Source organism: Ramlibacter aurantiacus (genome assembly GCF_016722895.1).
GTDB lineage: Bacteria > Pseudomonadota > Gammaproteobacteria > Burkholderiales > Burkholderiaceae_C > Ramlibacter > Ramlibacter aurantiacus.
Genome location: NZ_JAEQNA010000004.1, coordinates 42,419 through 60,041 on the forward strand (window position 1 = coordinate 42,419; position 17,623 = coordinate 60,041).

General features: G+C 69.8%; 15 protein-coding genes. 11 read left to right on the forward strand and 4 right to left on the reverse strand.

Going from position 1 to position 17,623, the window contains the following annotated elements:
• Window positions 1–7 precede the first annotated feature (7 nt).
• Complete coding sequence (locus JI739_RS12100) at window positions 8–217, forward strand: tautomerase family protein (protein ID WP_201684173.1); 210 nt, start codon at window positions 8–10, stop codon at window positions 215–217.
• Entirely contained in the window at window positions 214–837 is a 624-nt protein-coding gene (locus JI739_RS12105; RefSeq protein ID WP_201684174.1) for a short chain dehydrogenase, read from the forward strand. Before JI739_RS12100 ends, JI739_RS12105 begins: the two co-directional genes overlap by 4 nt.
• A 21-nt stretch (window positions 838–858) precedes the next feature.
• Here the strand turns inward: JI739_RS12105 and JI739_RS12110 are convergent, their stop codons facing one another.
• Window positions 859–1,755, reverse strand: a complete 897-nt coding sequence (locus tag JI739_RS12110; RefSeq protein ID WP_201684175.1) for a LysR family transcriptional regulator — start codon at window positions 1,753–1,755, stop codon at window positions 859–861.
• A gap of 220 nt (window positions 1,756–1,975) precedes the next feature.
• Here JI739_RS12110 and JI739_RS12115 point away from each other — a divergent pair, with 220 nt between their 5' ends.
• The 3 genes from JI739_RS12115 to JI739_RS12125 are packed head-to-tail and all read left to right on the forward strand — an operon-like array spanning window position 1,976 to window position 5,745.
• The gene (locus JI739_RS12115) at window positions 1,976–3,094 is read left to right on the forward strand and encodes an aldo/keto reductase (RefSeq protein WP_201684176.1); all 1,119 of its coding nucleotides are present in this window, start codon (window positions 1,976–1,978) and stop codon (window positions 3,092–3,094) included.
• A gap of 1 nt (window position 3,095) precedes the next feature.
• Window positions 3,096–4,733, forward strand: coding sequence for a UGSC family (seleno)protein (locus JI739_RS12120; protein WP_201684177.1), 1,638 nt, complete (start codon window positions 3,096–3,098; stop codon window positions 4,731–4,733).
• Window positions 4,734–4,761: 28 nt separating this feature from the next.
• Window positions 4,762–5,745, forward strand: coding sequence for a Bug family tripartite tricarboxylate transporter substrate binding protein (locus JI739_RS12125; protein WP_201684178.1), 984 nt, complete (start codon window positions 4,762–4,764; stop codon window positions 5,743–5,745).
• 585 nt (window positions 5,746–6,330) lie between these two features.
• Here the strand turns inward: JI739_RS12125 and JI739_RS12130 are convergent.
• On the reverse strand, window positions 6,331–8,193 hold the full coding sequence (locus JI739_RS12130; protein ID WP_201684179.1) for a PHA/PHB synthase family protein: 1,863 nt from the start codon (window positions 8,191–8,193) through the stop codon (window positions 6,331–6,333).
• 200 nt (window positions 8,194–8,393) lie between these two features.
• Between JI739_RS12130 and JI739_RS12135 the strand changes: the two genes are divergently transcribed.
• The 4 genes from JI739_RS12135 to JI739_RS12150 all read left to right on the forward strand — a co-directional run bounded on the left by JI739_RS12135 (window position 8,394) and on the right by JI739_RS12150 (window position 11,970).
• A complete protein-coding gene (locus JI739_RS12135) occupies window positions 8,394–8,981 on the forward strand; it encodes an Hsp20/alpha crystallin family protein (RefSeq protein ID WP_201684180.1) in 588 nt (195 codons plus the stop codon).
• Window positions 8,982–9,077: 96 nt separating this feature from the next.
• Entirely contained in the window at window positions 9,078–10,163 is a 1,086-nt protein-coding gene (locus tag JI739_RS12140) for an NAD(P)-dependent oxidoreductase (protein WP_201684181.1), read from the forward strand.
• Window positions 10,160–10,930 carry a class II aldolase/adducin family protein gene (locus JI739_RS12145; RefSeq protein ID WP_201684182.1) on the forward strand — a complete coding sequence of 257 codons (771 nt, stop codon included), beginning with the start codon at window positions 10,160–10,162 and terminating at the stop codon, window positions 10,928–10,930. Before JI739_RS12140 ends, JI739_RS12145 begins: the two co-directional genes overlap by 4 nt.
• A gap of 35 nt (window positions 10,931–10,965) precedes the next feature.
• Window positions 10,966–11,970, forward strand: a complete 1,005-nt coding sequence (locus tag JI739_RS12150; protein WP_201684183.1) for a Bug family tripartite tricarboxylate transporter substrate binding protein — start codon at window positions 10,966–10,968, stop codon at window positions 11,968–11,970.
• 68 nt (window positions 11,971–12,038) lie between these two features.
• Here the strand turns inward: JI739_RS12150 and JI739_RS12155 are convergent, their stop codons facing one another.
• Both JI739_RS12155 and JI739_RS12160 read right to left on the reverse strand, forming a co-directional pair.
• Entirely contained in the window at window positions 12,039–13,880 is a 1,842-nt protein-coding gene (locus tag JI739_RS12155; RefSeq protein ID WP_354003720.1) for a feruloyl-CoA synthase, read from the reverse strand.
• A gap of 5 nt (window positions 13,881–13,885) precedes the next feature.
• Window positions 13,886–15,316: an FAD-dependent oxidoreductase gene (locus JI739_RS12160; protein ID WP_201684184.1), complete on the reverse strand. Its 1,431-nt coding sequence runs from the start codon at window positions 15,314–15,316 to the stop codon at window positions 13,886–13,888.
• Between the two features lie 299 nt (window positions 15,317–15,615).
• Between JI739_RS12160 and JI739_RS12165 the strand changes: the two genes are divergently transcribed.
• Window positions 15,616–16,272: an AlbA family DNA-binding domain-containing protein gene (locus JI739_RS12165; RefSeq protein WP_201684185.1), complete on the forward strand. Its 657-nt coding sequence runs from the start codon at window positions 15,616–15,618 to the stop codon at window positions 16,270–16,272.
• 50 nt (window positions 16,273–16,322) lie between these two features.
• Window positions 16,323–17,507 (forward strand): ATP-binding protein, encoded by a 1,185-nt coding sequence (locus tag JI739_RS12170; RefSeq protein WP_201684186.1) that lies wholly within the window; start codon window positions 16,323–16,325, stop codon window positions 17,505–17,507.
• Window positions 17,508–17,623: the final 116 nt, after the last annotated feature.

Here is a 17,623-nt window from a genome sequence, read left to right on the forward strand (position 1 = left end):
AGACCTCATGCCCATCGTCAAGATCGAAATGCTGGCCGGCCGCGATGCCGCCACCAAGGAGCGCATCGCGGTCGAGATCACCGACGTGATCGCCCGCAACACCGGCGCCGAGCCGGCGCACATCTACGTCATGTTCAGCGACGTGGCCCCCGGTGACTGGGCCGTCGCAGGCCGCCTGTTCGCGCCGCCGCCGGCACCCAGCGGGACCGAGCGATGAGCGGTCGCCAGCGCATCCTGCTGGTGGGCGCCAGTGGCGTCGTCGGCCGCGCCGTGCACGAGGCCTTGCGCAGTTCGCACGAGGTGCTCACCGCCGCACTGGCGGACGCGGACGAGATCGTCGACCTCGCCGACACCCAGGGGGTGGTCGCGCTGCTGGCGCGCGTGGGACCGCTCGACGCCGTCATCTCCACCGCCGGCCGCGCGCACTTCCGGCCGCTGGCCGGCATCGAGGCCGCATCGCTCGACGACTCGGTCTACGGGCTGGGCCTGCGCGACAAGCTGATGGGGCAGGTGAACCTGGCGCTGGCGGCCCGGGCCGTGCTGCGCGACGGCGGCTCGATCACCCTCACCTCGGGCACCACCAGTGACGAACCCATCCTGGGCGGCTCCTCGCTCAGCATGGTCAACGGCGCCCTGGAGCACTGGGCGCAGGCGGTGGCCACCGAGCTGCCGCGCGGCCTGCGCATCAACGTGGTCAGCCCCAGCCTGGTCGAGGGCACGCCGGTGCCGGCCGTGGCCGCCTTCCCCGGCTTCGAGCTGGTCAGCGGCGAGCGCGTCGCGCTGGCTTACCGGCGCTGCCTGGAAAGCGGCATAACCGGACGCGTGATCCGCATCTGAGGGCCAGCGCCGGCCACGCGTTCAGCCGGCCGCGCGGCTTTCCTTCCAGACCTGGTCGAAGGCCTCGACGAAGGCCCGCTCCGGCACCGACATCGGCCGGTAGCGGTTGCGGATGATGCGCACGGCCATCTTCTCGGCCGACTGGAACGGCCGCACCTCCAGGCCTTCGAGCAGGCCCCCGGCGATGGCCACCTGGTCGACCACGGCGATTCCCACGCCGGCCTGCGCGAACCAGCAGGCGGTGGTGGAACTGGTGGCCTCGAAGTCCAGGTGCATGCGCGCGGCCGCCGCACCGAACGCCCGCTGGAGCGTCTGGCCGAACGGCGAACTTCCGGGCGAGGAGATCACGCGCTCGCCCACCAGATCGGCCGGCTTGACCAGACGCTTCTTCGCCAGCCGGTGCTCGCTGCGCATGACGCAGGCCAGGCCGCAGGCATAGGACTTCACCGTCGCCAGGTTGGGGTGGTCGTGCGGCATCAGGGCCACGCCGATGTCGGTGGAGCGGTCGAGCAGCGCGTCGTTCAGCGTGTCGGGCGAGAACACCTGCACCCGGCACTGCAGCCGCGGGAAGCTCTCGTACAGCCGGGCCACCGTGCGCGACGCCATGTAAGGCGCCAGGCTGGCCGAACACACCAGCCGCAGCCGCGCCTGCGCCGGCTGCACCAGTTCACGCGAGACATCGCGCACCTTCTCCACGCCGCGCCAGAGCTGGTCGATCTCGGCGTAGAGCTGCTGGGCTTCGGGCGTGGGGATCAGCCGGCCCTTGACCCGCTCGAACAGCACCAGCCCGCTGGCCTTCGCGGCCTGGGCCAGCACCTTGCTGATCGCCGGCGGCGACACGTGCAGCAGCTCGGCCGCGCTGTTGACGCCGCCGGCGAGCATGACCGCCCGGAACACCTCCATCTGCCGCAGATTCATCGCTTGCCTCCCGTCGCCAGGTGTTAACCGCAGTTTAACCATGGCCCCATTCTTTTCACTTGAGCGCCATGGACACGGACCGAATAATGGGACACAGCCGGCACGGCACACCCGCTCGGCAGAAGCGGGACCGGAGACGACAGGAGAGACGACCCATGCATCCCACCAAGCGCCGCGGGCGCCAGCGCGACGACGGCTCCGCGCCGGCATCCCCACACTCATGAACGACACCCCTGAAGACCTGCAGCAGCGCGTGACGGCCATCGGCCTGGCGCTGAAGAACGATTCCGGCATGGAGTACCGGCACGTGGGCCGCTCCGGCCTGGTGGCCTCGGCGCTGGGCGTCGGGTGCTTTCCCTTCGGCGGATTCGTCGACCAGGCCGGCACCCGCGCGGTGGTGGACCAGGCGCTGGAGCTCGGCATCAACTATTTCGACACCGCCAACAGCTACGGCATCGGCCGCTCCGAGGAGGCGCTGGGCCTGGCCCTCGAACGCCGGCGCCACAAGGCGGTGATCGCCACCAAGTTCGGCAACCGCACCGGCGACGGCCCCAACGACACCGGCGCCTCGCGCATGGCCCTCATCGCCGCCTGCGAGGCCAGCCTCAAGCGGCTCAGGACCGACTACATCGACCTGTACCAGCTGCATTGGCCAGACCACGACACGCCCGTCGAGGAGACGCTGCGCGCCCTGGACGACCTGGTGCGCGCGGGCAAGGTGCGCTACATCGGCGCCTCCAACCACTACGCCTGGGAGCTGTGCGAGGCCTGGTACATCGCCGAGATGAAGGGCCTGACCAAGTTCGTCTCGACCCAGGACCACCACAGCCTGCTGTACCGCGACATCGAAAAGCGCTTCGAGCCCTTCTGCATCAAGTACGGCATCGGCATGACGCACTACTTTCCGCTGGCCAGCGGCATGCTCTCGGGTGCGCACACCCGCGGCCACATCGCGCCCGGCACGCGACAGGCGGAGAACCCGCACACCGCCGCCTGGCAGTCGGAGCGCAACTGGAGCGTGCAGGAGAAGCTCGCGGCCTTCGCCCGCGAGCGCGGCTGGACGCTGCCGCAGATGTCGCTGGCCTGGCTGCTGCAGCGCCCGGCCACCTTCACCGTCATCGCCGGCGCCGACAAGCCCGAGCACCTGCGCGAGAACGTCAAGGCGCTGCAGGTGAAATTCACCGAGCAAGACCTGGTCGAGATCGACCGCATCACGCTGGTGGACGAGGACCGCAGCGTCGCGCCGGCCTACCGCGGCCTGCGGCCCGAGAAGATCCACGAGTTCGACACCCTGCAGCGCGCCAAAGCCACGAACACCCTCCAGACCTGGAAGCGATGACATGCTGACCGTCCACAACCCCGTGGGCTTTCCGCCCACCATCACGCGCAAGCAGCCGGCCCCGCGACTGGAGAGCCTGGAAGGCAAGACCGTCTACCTGGTGGACAGCCGATTCGACGATTCGGTCGAGTTGCTGCGCCAGGTGCAGGCCTGGTTCGGCCGCCACATGCCGGGCGTGACCACGAAGCTGGTGCAGATGGCCAGCTACTACGGCAAGGACGACCCCGAGCTGTGGAGCGAGATCCGCGACCGTGGCCACGCCGCCATCATCGGCGTGGGCCACTGCAGCACCTGCGCGCCGGCCGTCTCCACCCACGCCATCACGCTGGAGACCACGTACGGCGTGCCCACGGTGGCCATCCACACCGACAAGTTCGTGCGGGTGGTGCAGTCGGTCATCCGCATGGGCGGGCTGCCGCAGGCGCCGCTGGTGTTCGTGCCGCAGCCGGTGATGGGCAAGTCCGAAGCCGAGCTGCGCGCCTATGTGGAAGGGCGCGATCCGCACAGTGGCAAGCCGGTGATGCAGGCGGTCGTCGAGGGCCTGACGCGCGGCCTGGCCGCCGAGGGCGCCGGCAGCCGGGAGCCCTACGCGCACAGCACGCCGCGCCTGTGCGAACCGGACACCGAGGAGAACCTGCGCGAGCTGTTCGAGCGCAACCGATGGACCGACTTCCTGCCCATCGTGCTGCCCACGCCGGAACGGGTGCAGGCCATGCTGGCCGGCACCCGCCGCCGCCCCGACGAAGTGGTGGGCCGCATGCAGCCCACCGCCAACCGCGGCCTGTGGGAATACACGGTGGAGAAGGTGGCGGTGAACGCCGTGATGGCCGGTGCGAAGCCCGAGTACTTCCCGGTGATCCTGGCCCTGGCGGCCACGGGCATCAGCGCCCGTGCCAGCACCTCCAGCTCGGCCTCGGTGATGACGGTGGTCAACGGCCCCATCCGCCAGCAGATCGGCATGAACGGCGGCATCGGCGCCATGGGCCCGTACAACCATGCCAATGCCACCATCGGGCGCGCCTACGGCCTGCTGTCGCAGAACCTGCAGGGCGGGTCGGTCCCGGGCGAGACCTTCATGGGTTCGCTGGGCAACAACTACACCTACAACGGCCTCACTTTCGCCGAGAACGAGGAACGCTCGCCCTGGGAACCGCTGCACGTGCAGAAGGGTTTCGATGCCGAGGCCAGCACGGTGTCGGTGTTCCACGGCTGCCGCTCCACCACCTTCTGCCTGGGGCTGCGCAAGGAGCATTGGCGCGAGCACGTGCGCGACATGCTGCTGGGCACCGACGCCATCACCGCGCCGGTGCTGCTGCTGGACCCCATCACCGCGCGCCAGTTCATCGACCGCGGCGGCTTCGACACCAAGCAGAAACTGATCCGCTGGCTGCACGAGACCGCCGAGATGCCGGCCGCGCGCTACTGGGACCTGCAGCTGGTGCAGAACTACGTGTACACCCGCGCCACCTTCGGCGACTCGCCCAAGGCCCGCTACCTCGACGTGCCGGCCGACGCCCCGGTGCGGCTGTTCGAGGAGGCCGATATCCACGTCGTGGTCGTCGGCGGTGAATCCAACGGCTATTGGCAGATGATGGGCGCGCGCCACAACGCCACTGTGTCGGTGGACGACTGGCGCTAGACAAGAGCTTTTCCAGGAGACAAGACCGATGAACGCGAGACGACGACTGCAGGCGCTGCTGGCGCTGGCGATGCTGCCCCTGGCCGGCACCGTGGCGGCCCAGCAGGAATTCCCGATCCCGAACAAGCCGATCCGCATCGTCGTGGGCTTTCCGGCCGGCGGCGGCACCGACCTGCAGGCGCGGCTGGTGGGCCAGCACCTCTCGCAGGTGCTGAACGTGCCGGTGGTGATCGAGAACAAGCCGGGTGCCGGCACCATGCTGGCGGCCATGGAGGTGCAGAAGGCCGTGCCCGACGGCCACACGCTGCTGTACACGCCGTCCTCCACGCTGGCGATGCTGCCGCACTCGCTGGCGGCGGTGAAGTACGACACCTTCAAGGATTTCACCCCGGTCTCGCTGGGCGCGCTGGGGCCGCTGGTGCTGGTGCTGCACAAGTCGATCCCCGCCGCGAACGTGCGCGAGCTGGTGGCCTGGGCCAAGGCCAACCCCGGCAAGATCAACTACGTGTCGCAGGGCGTGGGCACCTCGGCCCACCTGTACGGCGAGATCTTCGCCAGGCAGGCCGGCATCGACATGGTCCACGTGCCGTACAAGGGCGCCAACGATGTCGCCAAGGACTTCATCTCGGGCCGGGTGCACCTGCAGTTCGCATCGTCCTCGGCGGCGGTGGCGCTGGCCAAGACCGGCGAGGTCCGCATGATCGGCGTCGTCGCCGGCAAGCGCAGCCCGCTGTTCTCCGACTTGCCCACCATGGGCGAGCAGGGCGTGAGCGGCGTCGACATCGAAAGCTGGGTCGGCTATTTCGGCCCCGCAGGCATGCCGCCAGCCACGGTGCGCAAGCTCAACGACGCGATCGGCCAGGTGCTGAAGATGCCCAAGCTGCAGGAGGACTATCGCCAGGGCGGTGCCGAAGCCAAGCCTTCCACGCCGGAGGAGTTCGCTCGCATCGTGCGCGGCACCTACGACGAGTGGGCCCAGACGCTGCAGAAGATCGGCTACGCCAAGCAGTAGGGCGAAGCATCGACGGTCCTCGGGGAGGCTTGCGCAGCCTGCACCGCGAGAGGGGCCCTTCGACGGGCTCAGGGAGAACGGGTGTTGGTTTCGCAATGACCTTCCTCCTTTCCCCGTTCGGGCTGAGCTCGTCTAAGCCTGCACCGCGAGAGGGGCCCCTTCAACGGGCTCAGGGAGAACGGGTTTGGTTTCGCAATGACCTTCCCCCTTTCCCCGTTCGGGCTGAGCTCGTCGAAGCCTGCACCGCCAGGGGGGCCCTTCGACGGGCTCAGGGAGAACGGGGTTTGGTTTCGCAATGACCTTCCCCCTTTCCCCGTTCGGGCTGAGCTCGTCGAAGCCTGCACCGCGAGAGGGGCCCTTCAACGGGCTCAGGGAGAACGGGTCTGGTTTCGCAATGACCTTCCCCCTTTCCCCGTTCGGGCTGAGCTCGTCGAAGCCTGCACCGCCAGGGGGGCCCTTCAACGGACTCAGGGAGAACGGGTCTGGTTTCGCAATGACCTTCCCCCTTTCCCGTTCGGGCTGAGCTCGTCGAAGCCTGCACCGCCCGCCGAGAGGCTCAGGGCGAACCGGGTGTGGGAGGGCCCCTCACGCCATATGCACGTAGCTGCCCGGCGCCGGCACCGGGTGGCCGTCGACCCGGATGCCCGCCGGCGACCGCGCCGGCAGCTGGCCGCTCGAATGCCGGTGCAGCCAGTGCTCCCACGCCGGCCACCAGGACCCCGACTCGACCTGCGCACGCTCGTACCAGCGGTGCGGCTCGATGGCCGACTGGCGCGGTCCGTGCGCCGCGTGCCGGTAGGCGGCGGCGGGGTGGGCGTCGGGCCCGTCGGGCGGGCTCACGATGCCCGCGTTGTGGCCGCCCGAGGTGAGCAGGAAGGTCGAGGACGCCCGCGCCAGGCGCAGCACCTCATACACCGACGTCCATGGCGAGACGTGGTCGCGCTCGGTCGCCAGCACGAACAGCGGCACCCGGATGTCCTCCAGCAGCACCGGCTCACCATGCACGCGATACCGGCCTTCGGCCAGGTCGTTGTGCAGGTACAGCCGGCGCAGGTATTCGCTGTGCATGCGGGCGGGCATGCGGGTGGCGTCGGCGTTCCAGGCGCGCAGCGGCGTCATGGGCGTCTGCGCCCCCATCAGGTACTCGTGGACCAGCTTGGACCAGACCAGGTCCTTCGAGTTGATCAGCTGGAACGCGCCGGCCATCTGTCGCCCGTCGAGGTAGCCGTGCTCGGCCATCACGTCTTCCAGGAAGGCGATCTGGCTCTCGTCGACGAACAGGCCCAGCTCGCCGGGCTCGCGGAAGTCCGTCTGCGCCGCCAGTAGCGTGAGCGACCGCAGGTCGGGCTCGCCGCGCGCACTCAGCAGCGCCGCCGCCATCGCCATCAGCGTGCCGCCCAGGCAGTAGCCCATCGCATGCACGCCGCGCCCGGGGTGCAGGTGACGCGCGGCCTTGAAGGCGTCGAGCGCGCCGAAGTGCAGGTAGTCGTCCATGCCCAGGTGGGCGTCCTCGCTGCCCGGGTTGCGCCACGACACCATCAGCACCGTGTGCCCCTGGTCGACCAGGTACTTGACCAGCGAGCTCTCGGGCGTGAGGTCGAGGATGTAGTACTTCATGATCCACGAGGGGACGATCAGCACCACCTCGCGGTCCACCTGCTCGGTGGTCGGCTCGTACTCGATCAGCTCGATGAGGTGGTTGCGCATGACCACCTTGCCGGGCGTGATCGCCACGGCCTGCCCGGGCTGGAACGCCTCGACCCCGCGGGGCCGGCCGTTGCCCGCGACGGCCATCGCGTCGCGCAGCCAGTTCCACCAGCCGCTGACCAGGTTGGCACCGCCCGTGGCCGCCGTGTGCCGGAGCAACTGGGGATTGGTGGCGACGAAGTTGGAGGGCGAGAGCATGTCCAGCCACTGGCGGGCGGAAAAGGCGGCGAGTTCCTCGTGGTGGCGCGAGACGCCGCGCACGCCGGTGGAGGCGGCCCCCCACCAGTGCTGCGCCTGCAGGAAACCCTGGGCCAGCGCATTGAACGGCGGCTGCCGCCATTCGGGGGCGCTGAAGCGCTTGTCGGCCGGCTGCGGCGGCACGCCGCCCTGGGCCAGCGCCGAGGCCACGAACTGGCCCCAGGCCATCGAGTCCTGCCAGGCGTGCGCAGCCAGCCCGAGCTGCTTGGACGGGCTCACCCCCAGGTGGGTCAGCCAGTCGGCATAGGCCTGCGCCAGCGATGAAGGGGAGATGCCGTGGCACATCCGGGCGATGGCGACCTTGAGCGGCGCATCCAACGGCTCGGGCCGGTGTGCCGTGGCCTCGCGTGGAGGCGCCGCGAGTGGCGCCGACCGATCGGGTTCGGCTGCGCTCGCGCGATCGGCCGCCGGCGGGCGGCTGGGGCTGCCGCGGGAGCCGCGGCGGGGATGTGCCGTCGTCCGGCGGTGTGGCGACACGGGCATGGGACCCCCTGGGTGCGTGGGAAACCACACGATACGCCGCCTGCCGGCCGATGCGCTTGAGGCCGATCAAGAGTCCGCGGCGATAGGAGGCGTCCTACGACGCCGCACGACGGTGTCCGACTACCGAGCTCGTGCAGCCGACCTCAAACAGGGGACGCAAAGGTGTTCGACAACCCCACAAGCGCAAGGAGGTACAAGCCATGATGTCCCGCTTTCTGGTTCCCTTCTCTTCCTCGCGTGCGCTCGGCGACCCCTTCAGCGAGCTGCACCGCGAGATGAACCGCCTGCTCGACGATTTCGTCGGCGGCTCGAGCCCCGGCGCGGCACAGGGCGCGATGGGCATGCCGCGCATGGATGTGCGTGAAAGCGAACAGGAAATCAGCGTCTGCGCCGAGCTGCCCGGCGTGCGGCCCGCAGACGTGGACCTGCGGATCGAAGGCAACGTGATCACCATCCGCGGCGAGAAGAAGAACGAGGCCACCGATCGCAAGGAGGACTACCACGTGATGGAGCGCAGCTGGGGCCGCTTCCAGCGGTCACTGCAGTTGCCGTTCGCGCCCGACCCGGACCAGGTCCGGGCGGACTTCGAGCACGGCGTGCTGACCATCCGGGTGCCCAAGCAGCCGCAGCAGGACCGCAGCCGCCGCATCGACATCCAGGGCGCCGACAAAGCCCAGCGGCACGAAGACGCCAAGGTGCTGGACGCCCCATCGGGCCGGGGCGACGCCCAGCCATCGGGCGGCGCCGGCGCGCAAGACACGTCGCAGGCCACCCCTAGGCACCACTGACATAAGCAAAACGCATAGCTCGGCGCACCGATCGGCTCGCCGTGGCCATGCGTGACTGCCACCATGGCGGGTTCGATCACGAAAGGACGACCCGCCTTGCTGCCCGGATCACCCCCGCCCCTGTCCAACGACGCCGCCTTCCGCGGCGGACGCGTCGCGGTGTGCGGCTCGCTCGCCCACCTCGACCCACTGCTGGACGGCCTGTGCGAAGCCCTGCGGGACGCCGGCCATGCTTTCGACCGGCTGCCCTCCCACCATGAATTGCTGGCCCAGCCGGCGCTGCTGGCGGCCTGCGACGTGATCGCCGGCTTCGGCAACATGCCCATCAGCGCGCAGGTCATGGACCGCGCACCCCGCCTGCGCGGCGTGGTCTCCTGCGTGTCGGGCACCGACGGCTTCGATCTGGACGCGGCGAGCGCCCGCGCCATCATCGTCGCCCACGCCCCCACCGAAGAGAACGCCCGCAGCATGGCCGAGGCCGCCACGCTGCTGCTGCTGCAACTGCTATACGACCTGGACGGCACGCGCGACAACCTGCGCCACGACCGGCCCAGGCCCAACCCGGTTCGCGCCCGCATGCTGAACGGCAAGACGGTCGGCCTGGTCGGCTGGGGCCGCATCGCCCAGATCGTGGCCTCGCTGCTGCAGCCTTGGGGCGTGGAGTTGCTGGTGTCCAGCCGGCGCGGCACCGGTGTCGATGTGCCGGCCCACGCACGCGCGGTGGAGCTCGACACACTGCTCGAGCGCAGCGACGCCGTGTGCGTGCTGGCCGGTGCCGAGGCGAACGCGCCGCCGCTGGTGGACCGCGCCGGCCTGGCGCGCATGAAGTCCGACGCCTTCCTGATCAACCTCTCGCGCGGCTCCAACGTCGATGAGCCTGCCCTGGTCGAGGCCCTGCGCGAGCGCCGCATCGCGGGCGCCGCGCTCGACGTGTTCGCCACCGAGCCGCTGCCCCTCGATTCACCGCTGCGCCAGCTGCCCCACGTGATCCTCACGCCGCACCATGTCGGCCACACCCGCGAAGGCGACGCCTCGCTGTTGCCGGCCCTCGTGGAGAATGTGCTCGCGCTGCTGCGCGGGCAGGTGCCGCCGATGGTGCGCAACCGCGCCGCCGTCGATGCCTGGCAGGCCCGTTGGGGCCGCCAGGCACTGGTGCCCGCCACAACCGGAGCTTCCCGATGAACGACCTGTCCCTGTCCACCGCCCGCCCGGCCGGCATCTCCGATGCCGAGTGGGCCGCCCGCGTCGACCTCGCCGTCGCCTACCGCGCCGCCGCGCATTTCGGCTGGAACGACACCATCTACAACCACTTCACCTGCCGCGTGCCGGGCGAGCCCGAGCGCTTCCTGGTCAAGCGGCACGGCGACATGTTCGACGAGGTCACCGCCTCCAGCCTGGTCAAGGTGGACATGCAGGGCCGGGCCCTCTCGTTCGACGACGACGTCAACCCGGCGGCCTTCGCCATCCACACCGCCATCCTCGGCTCGCGCCCCGACGTGCAGTGCACGCTGCACCTGCACACGCCGGCGGGCATCGCGCTGTCGGCGCGGCCCGAAGGCTTCCTGTTCCTGAACCAGGAGGCGGCGTTCTTCCACGACCGCATCTCCTACTACAGCTTCACCGGCATCGAGGAGCGTCCCGACGAGGTGAAGGCCCTGGCCGATGCGCTGGCGCCGCACCACCACACGCTGATCCTGCGCAACCACGGCGTGGCCGTGGCCGGACCCTCGGTGCAGAGTGCCTTCATCCGCATGCAGTACCTGCTGATGTGCGGCGAGGCGCAGCTGCTGGCCACCGCGCCGTCGACTCCGCCGCAACAGCTCGACCCCGCCCTGTGCGCCTACACCCGGGACCAGTTCGAGGCCCAGGAACGCCACACCGCCTTCCAGCCCGAGTTGCGGGCGCTCAAGCGCCTGATGGACCGCCACCTTCCCGGCTATGCCGATTGACCCCACGACGACCCTCGACCCTTAGGAGAACAACGATGAATGGAGACTTGCTCGACGCCATCGCCCGGCGCGAACTGCTGCGGCGCGCCGGGCTGGGTGCGCTGGCCCTGGCGGCCGGCAGCTCGGCCCTCGCCCAGGCCGGCGACTACCCGCGCCGGCCGATCCGGGTGGTGGTGAACAACGCCGCCGGGGGTGGCGTGGACGTGGTGGCGCGCGCCATCACGCAGCCCATGAGCGAAGCGATCGGGCAACCGGTGGTGATCGACAACCGCGGCGGCGCGGGCGGCCTGATCGGCGGCGAGGCCGTGGCCAAGGCCGACGCGGACGGCTACACGCTGCTGGCCACCGCCGGCAGCATGGTGGTGATCGCACCCCACCTGTACCGCAAGATCGCCTTCGATCCCATGAAGGACCTGGTGCCGGTAGCCCCCGCAGGCCGCGCGACGCTGTTCCTGGTGGTGCGCCAGGGCATCCCGGTGCAGAACGTGGACCAGTTCATCCGCCACCTCAAGGCCAACGCCGGCAAGCTGAGCTACGGCTCGGCGGGCAACGGCAGCTCGCTGCACCTGGCCGGCGAGATGTTCAAGCAGCAGGCCGGCGTGGACGCGGTGCACGTGCCCTACAAGGGCGCCGCCCCGGCCATCCAGGACCTGCTGGGCGGTCAGCTCGACTTCATGTTCGACTCGGGCACGGCGCTGGAACACGTGCGCTCGGGCCGCCTGCGCCTGCTGGCCGTGGCCAACATGGCCCGCTCCTCGCTGTTCCCGGACGTGCCCACCCTGGACCAGTCCGGCCTGAAGGGCTTCGACGCCGGCAGCACCTACGGTTTCTTCGCGCCGGCCAACACGCCGGCCGAGGTCGTCAACCGCCTGAACACCGAGATCAACCGCACCATGTCGCTCAAGCCGGTGCGCGACCGGCTCATGGCCATCGGGGCCGAGCCGACCCAGGGCACGCCGCAGCAGTTCGCCGCCGTGCTGCGCGAGGACAGCCGCCGCTTCGGCGAGATCGTGCGCGAGCGCAAGATCACCATCGAGTGATCGGCCGTCGCTGACGAGAAAGCCGCCTTCCCTGGCTGGGAGAGGCGGCTTTTTTCCTGGGCGCCGTGCTAGCCGGCCACCAGGACCGGCGGCGCCGGCTCGGGCGCGAACAGCGCCTCCACCCACTCGGCCCGTGCGGCCAGCACCGCGCGCTGGTTGATCGATCCCTTGTCGGTGGCCTCGCCGCGTTCGATCGAGGGCGGCTGGTCCAGCACCACGGCGCGCACGATGCGGCTGGAGCTGCCGGTGCCCTCGGCAGCGACGCGATCGAGCAGGGCCTGGGCCCAGGCCCGCACCTGCGGGTCATGCGCGATCTGCGCAAGGCTGGCGCCTTCGGGCAAACGGTCCGACAGCGCCGCGGCGGATTCGTGCAGCACCAGCAGCATGCCCACGCACTCGCGGTCGTGGCCGGCGATGACCGCGTCGCGCACGTGCGGCGCACCGGCTGCCACCACCCGCGCCCGCAGCGCGCCGACGTTGACCCAGGTGCCGCTGGTGAGCTTGAAGTCCTCGGCGATGCGGCCGTCGAAGCGCAGCCCGAGCGCGGGCCGGTCAGGGTCGACGAAGCTGGCCGCATCGCCACTGCGGAAGAACCCTTCGTCGTCGAAGGCCTGCGCGGTGAGCTCGGGCTGGCGCCAGTAGCCCGGCGTGATGTTTGGCCCGCGGTAGCGCACCTCCAGCTTGCCCTCGCAGGGCGCCAGCTTCACCTCCACGCCCGGCGCCGGCAGGCCGATCAGGCCGGGTTGCCAGTCCGGCAGGTGGGCCGATACCGCGAACGGCCCGGTCTCGGTCATGCCCAGTCCCATGGTCATGGGGATGCGCATGCCGCAGCTGGCCACGGCCTGTTCTTCCAGCGCCTGCTTGAGCGCCGGGGGCAGCGCCGAGCCGGCCGGGAAGATCAGGCGCAGGCGGCTGAAGAAGCGGTCACGCAGGACGGTGTCGGTCTTCATCGCCTGCACCAGCGCCTCGAGCCCCTGGGGCACGGTGTAGCAGGCGGTGGGCGCGACCTCGCGCAGGTTGCGCAGCGTGGCGGCCATGCCCTCGGGCGTGGGCTTGCCGTCGTCGATGACCATCGTGCCGCCGTTGCACAGCACCAGCCCGAGGTTGGCGTTGCCGCCCGCCGTGTGGTGCCAGGGCAGCCAGTCCACCAGCACCGGCGGCTCTTCGCGCAGGTAGGGATAGGTGCGGATGTACATCAGCTGGTTCGAGCACAGCATGCGGTGCGTGTTGACCACCGCCTTGGGCAGCTGCGTCGAGCCGGAGGTGAACAGGAACTTGGCGATGGTGTCGGGCCCCACCCGCTCGTGCGCCTGATCCACCTGCGTCGTCGGCTCGGTGTCGAGCAAGGCATCGAACGCGGTGCAGCTGCGCCGCGCGAGCGTGCCGCGCAGGCACGCGACCTCGACCTCGGGCGGCACGACGGCCTCGACGGCGCGCTCGAAGCGGGCCGCGTCGGACACGAACACCAACCCCGGCGTGAGCAGCCGCACCGCGTGCCGCAAGCGCTCGAAATCCTGCGAGCGCAGCGAGTACGCCGGCGAAACGGCCACCGAGGCAATGCCCACGTGCATGGCGGCCAGCGAGAGCAGCGCGTGCTCGATGCTGTTGCCCGAGAGGATCATCACCGGCCGCTGCGCATCCAGCCCGCGCTGAAGCAGCGCCTGCGCCAGCCGCCGCACCTGGCGCAGCGCGCTGGCATAGCTGAGCGTGCGCCAGTTGCCCTCGGTGTCGCGCTCCTGCAGGAAGGTCGCATCGGGTCGCTCCCTCGCCCACTGTTGCAGCCAGTCGGTGAACCGCTGCGGGTAGTCACCCAGCGGCTCGGTCGAGCGAAGCACGATGGCACCGTCGGGACGGTATTCCACCTCCGCGTCGTACGGGCCGAGGGAGATCGGACGGAACGGCGCGTCCACGGGTGTCACACGGTCGCGGGCTGCGCCACCGGCTGGCGCACGTAGGCGCCCTGCTTGATCAACGCGGCCTGCAGCGAGGGCACGTCCACGTGGCGCGGCTCCACGCCCTGCGCCACCGCCAGCGCCGCCGCCACGCCCGCCGCCTGGCCGGTCAGCCAGCACTGCGGGATCTCACGCATGAAGCCGTGCGAGTTCTTGTCGCACGAGACGTGGCGGCCGCAGGCCAGCAGGCCGTCGAGCTTCTCGGGCACCAGTGCACCGTAGGGGATGGAGATGTTGGGAAACTTGGGCGACACGGCCGGCGTCACGCCCACCTCGTCGGCCAGGGTGGCGCCGGTGGGCCACTGCGCGCGCTCCAGCCGGCCCACGCCCTTGAGGCGGCGCGCATGGCGCACGCCCAGCTGCGGCGCGCTGAGCATCATGTAGGCGTTCTCGAAGCCCGGCGCGTTCCTGCGGAAGTACTCCAGGTGCCTGGCCATGGCTCGGTGCGAGCGGATCTCGACCTCGGTGAGGTCGTCGACGTCGAGCGCCGAGTAGCCCGACTGGCGCGGCCCCATGAACACGGCGATGTCGTTGCGCCAGCTCACGTAGGGCTTCTCGAACAAGCCGCACTCCTCGCGGCCGCGCTGCATGAAAGCGGAGAAGGCATCAGGCTGGCCGGAGCGGAAGGCGATCCACCGATTCATGTCGACCCCACCGAACAGCCAGGCGGTGTTCATGCAGTGGTGTGCGTCGCCCTCCTCGATGTCGCTCTCGTAGGCGGCGCCGGCGCGGGCGAACAGGTCGCCATCTCCGGTGGCATCGACCACCACCTTGGCCATGATGGCCATGCGCCCTTCCTTGCTCTCGAAGATCACGCCACGGGTCGCGCCGTCCTGCACGATCGGCTGGCAGGCCCAGGAGTGGTAGACCAGCTTCACCCCGCGCTCCAGCGCGATCTCCTGCGACAGCAGCTTGAGCCGCTCGGGGTCGATGGTGGGCGACCAGGTGACGATGCCGTGCCAGGCGGCGGTGCGGAAGGACCAGTGGTGCGCCTTGGCCGGGTCCTGGCTGCCCCAGTCGGGGCGGTCGGGGCCGGCCACCGCATCGGGCGGCAGGCGGTCGAACAACTCCTCGGCGAAGCCGCGGATGACGTGCTTGCCCTGCCAATCGGTCATGCGATCGATCCAGATCACCAGGCCACCGGTGGACAGGCCGCCCAGGTGGTTGTAGCGCTCGAGCAGGACCACGTCGGCGCCCTCGCGCGCGGCGGCCGCGGCGGCGGCGGTGCCGGACGGGCCGCCACCGACGACCAGCACGTCGCAACGGTGGTAGATGGGGATGTCACGGCCGGGCTCGGGCCAGGTGCCCAGGTCGGGCCGGGGGCCGCGGCGCGCGGGGCGCTCGAAGACGTCGGCGGTGAGGATGCGCTCGTCGCTGCGGGTGATGACTTTCATGGGTGGACGGCTGGTGAGGGTGATCTGGCGATGCTAGGTGCAGGGGGGCGGGGCAGGCATCAGGATCGTGCGGGCACCGATGCGTTCTTCGCATGGGCGGTGGCGTGGACGGCCCACCGCGCAGACGGTAGCGGCTCGGATGGCTCAGTGCAACGCGGCCGCAACCTACACTGGCAATCACCAGCCCCCATGCTCCAAAACCAGCTCAACTTCCGGCAACTGGCTCGACGAAGCGCAAAGCACACCGAGCAGACTTGTATGACCGCCTCCGGTCGCCGACCCGTCGTGGGTGCACGGCCATGATCCGCACCGCCGAAGACCTCCTGCAGGAACTGCTCGCCGTCGACGAGTCGCAGCGCATCGAGGCCAAGCGCGCTTCGCAGATCGACCGCTCGGTGATGGAGACGGTGGTGGCCTTCTCCAACGAACCTGGCTTGGGCGGCGGCTACCTGCTGCTGGGCGTCGAGCGTGACCCAGACGACCTGTTCGGCACCTCGTACCGCGTGGTCGGCTTAACCGATCCCGACAAGCTGCAGTCTGATCTGGCCAGCCAGTGCGCCAGCATGCTCAATCGTCCGGTACGTCCTCGCATTGCAGTCGAGACGCTGCGCGGGAAGCCCGTCCTGGTGATCTGGGTGCCCGAGCTTGCACCAGCGGAGAAGCCTATCTTTCTGACCAAGCTGGGCTTGCCCCGGGGCGCCTTCCGCCGGGTCGGCTCCACCGACCAGGAGAGCAGCGAGGACGACCTCATGGCCTTGTATGCCGGCCAGCAGGTGGACGCTTTCGACGGCGCGGTGCTCCCGGACACCGACCTGCACGACATCGACGCCGCTGCAGTGCAGGAGTACCGCCGCCTGCGAGAGCGCGCAAACCCCAGCGCCGAGGAACTGGGCTGGGACGATCCGGAGCGCTCGGCGCTGCGGTGCGGAATGGCGCCGAGTTGCGCCCGACCGTAGCAGGTCTGCTTCTGTTCGGTACGGCGGCGGCACTGCGGCGCTGCTTTCCCATGATGCGCATCGACTACATCCGCGTGCCGGGTCGGCAGTGGGTGGAAGACCCGAACCATCGATTCGACACACTGGAAATCCGCGCGCCCATGCTCACCGCCATTCGTCGCGCGGAGGCTGCCGTCCGCGACGAACTGATGCAATCGTTCTCGCTGCCGGAAGGCGCGCTCAGCCGAGAAGACGAACCGGCGCTGCCGCTGCGCGTGATCCGGGAGGCCATCGTCAATGCAGTGATGCACCGGAGCTACCGTATCCACGGTGCAATCCAGATCATCCGTTATGCCAACCGGCTGGAGGTGCGGAACCCCGGCCACTCGATCAAGGCGGAGGAGCAGCTCGGCGAGCCGGGCAGCGAAACCCGCAACCCGCGCATCGCCGCCGTGCTGCACGAAGTGAACGTCGCGGAGACCAAAGGGAGCGGCATCCGCGCCATGCGCGAACTGATGCAGGCGCACGACTTGCTGCCGCCGACATTCGAGTCCACCCGTCGTCCCGACCAGTTCGTCGCGACGTTCCTGTTCCACCACTTCCTCGTGCCGGAAGACCTGGCGTGGCTGCGCGCATTGACGAGCGAGGCGCTCTCCGACGAGGAGGCCCGTGCCCTGGTCTTTGTTCGGGAACTGGGCGCCATCAATAACGCGGCATACCGCCACATCAATCGGACCGATACGCTCAATGCGTCGGTCCACCTGCGTCGCCTGCGGGATCTGGGCTTGCTCTCGATGAAGGGGAGCGGCAACCGTACTTACTACGTTGCAGGACCGGCGTACGAGCGTGCGGCTGACTTCCGCCAATCGCAAGGCCAAATCCCCACCAGCTCATCGCCTGATACACACCAGGCGTCGGCAAATACCCCCCAGGCTGGGGCGAATACCCTCCAGCCAGCAATCGGCCCAGGCGCCTTGCCGGAGGCGCTGCGGCAACGTCTCCCCGCGCCCGGAACCAAGCCGCGCCGGCAGGCCATGCAAGCTCTTCTGGTTGAGCTTTGCGCCTGGAAGCCCCTGAGCGCCAGAGAGCTTGCGACCCTTCTGGGGCGGCAGGACCATAAACACCTCGTCCGGGAACTGCTGAGTCCGATGGTGGCCGAGGGACTCCTGGCCTACACCATTCCAGAGATGGAAAACCACCCCGATCAGCGCTATGTGGCACCGAATGCCCGCGCCACAACCGAAGGCTCGAACTAGGCTCCTGAACGAAGCCTGTTCACACGGGCCCTGAACAAGCTTGAGCAGGGATCAGCGCGAGCCGCGAAGCCATTGCAGGGACGAACGGGCATGCTGGCGCCCTGCGGGCATGGGCT

Coding starts and splice junctions, on each gene's coding strand:
- JI739_RS12100 (WP_201684173.1), top strand. CDS start 8: ATGCCCATCGTCAAGATCGAAATGCTGGCCGGCCGCGATGCCGCCACC.
- JI739_RS12105 (WP_201684174.1), top strand. CDS start 214: ATGAGCGGTCGCCAGCGCATCCTGCTGGTGGGCGCCAGTGGCGTCGTC.
- JI739_RS12110 (WP_201684175.1), bottom strand. CDS start 1,755: ATGAATCTGCGGCAGATGGAGGTGTTCCGGGCGGTCATGCTCGCCGGC.
- JI739_RS12115 (WP_201684176.1), top strand. CDS start 1,976: ATGAACGACACCCCTGAAGACCTGCAGCAGCGCGTGACGGCCATCGGC.
- JI739_RS12120 (WP_201684177.1), top strand. CDS start 3,096: ATGCTGACCGTCCACAACCCCGTGGGCTTTCCGCCCACCATCACGCGC.
- JI739_RS12125 (WP_201684178.1), top strand. CDS start 4,762: ATGAACGCGAGACGACGACTGCAGGCGCTGCTGGCGCTGGCGATGCTG.
- JI739_RS12130 (WP_201684179.1), bottom strand. CDS start 8,193: ATGCCCGTGTCGCCACACCGCCGGACGACGGCACATCCCCGCCGCGGC.
- JI739_RS12135 (WP_201684180.1), top strand. CDS start 8,394: ATGATGTCCCGCTTTCTGGTTCCCTTCTCTTCCTCGCGTGCGCTCGGC.
- JI739_RS12145 (WP_201684182.1), top strand. CDS start 10,160: ATGAACGACCTGTCCCTGTCCACCGCCCGCCCGGCCGGCATCTCCGAT.
- JI739_RS12150 (WP_201684183.1), top strand. CDS start 10,966: ATGAATGGAGACTTGCTCGACGCCATCGCCCGGCGCGAACTGCTGCGG.
- JI739_RS12160 (WP_201684184.1), bottom strand. CDS start 15,316: ATGAAAGTCATCACCCGCAGCGACGAGCGCATCCTCACCGCCGACGTC.
- JI739_RS12165 (WP_201684185.1), top strand. CDS start 15,616: ATGATCCGCACCGCCGAAGACCTCCTGCAGGAACTGCTCGCCGTCGAC.
- JI739_RS12170 (WP_201684186.1), top strand. CDS start 16,323: ATGATGCGCATCGACTACATCCGCGTGCCGGGTCGGCAGTGGGTGGAA.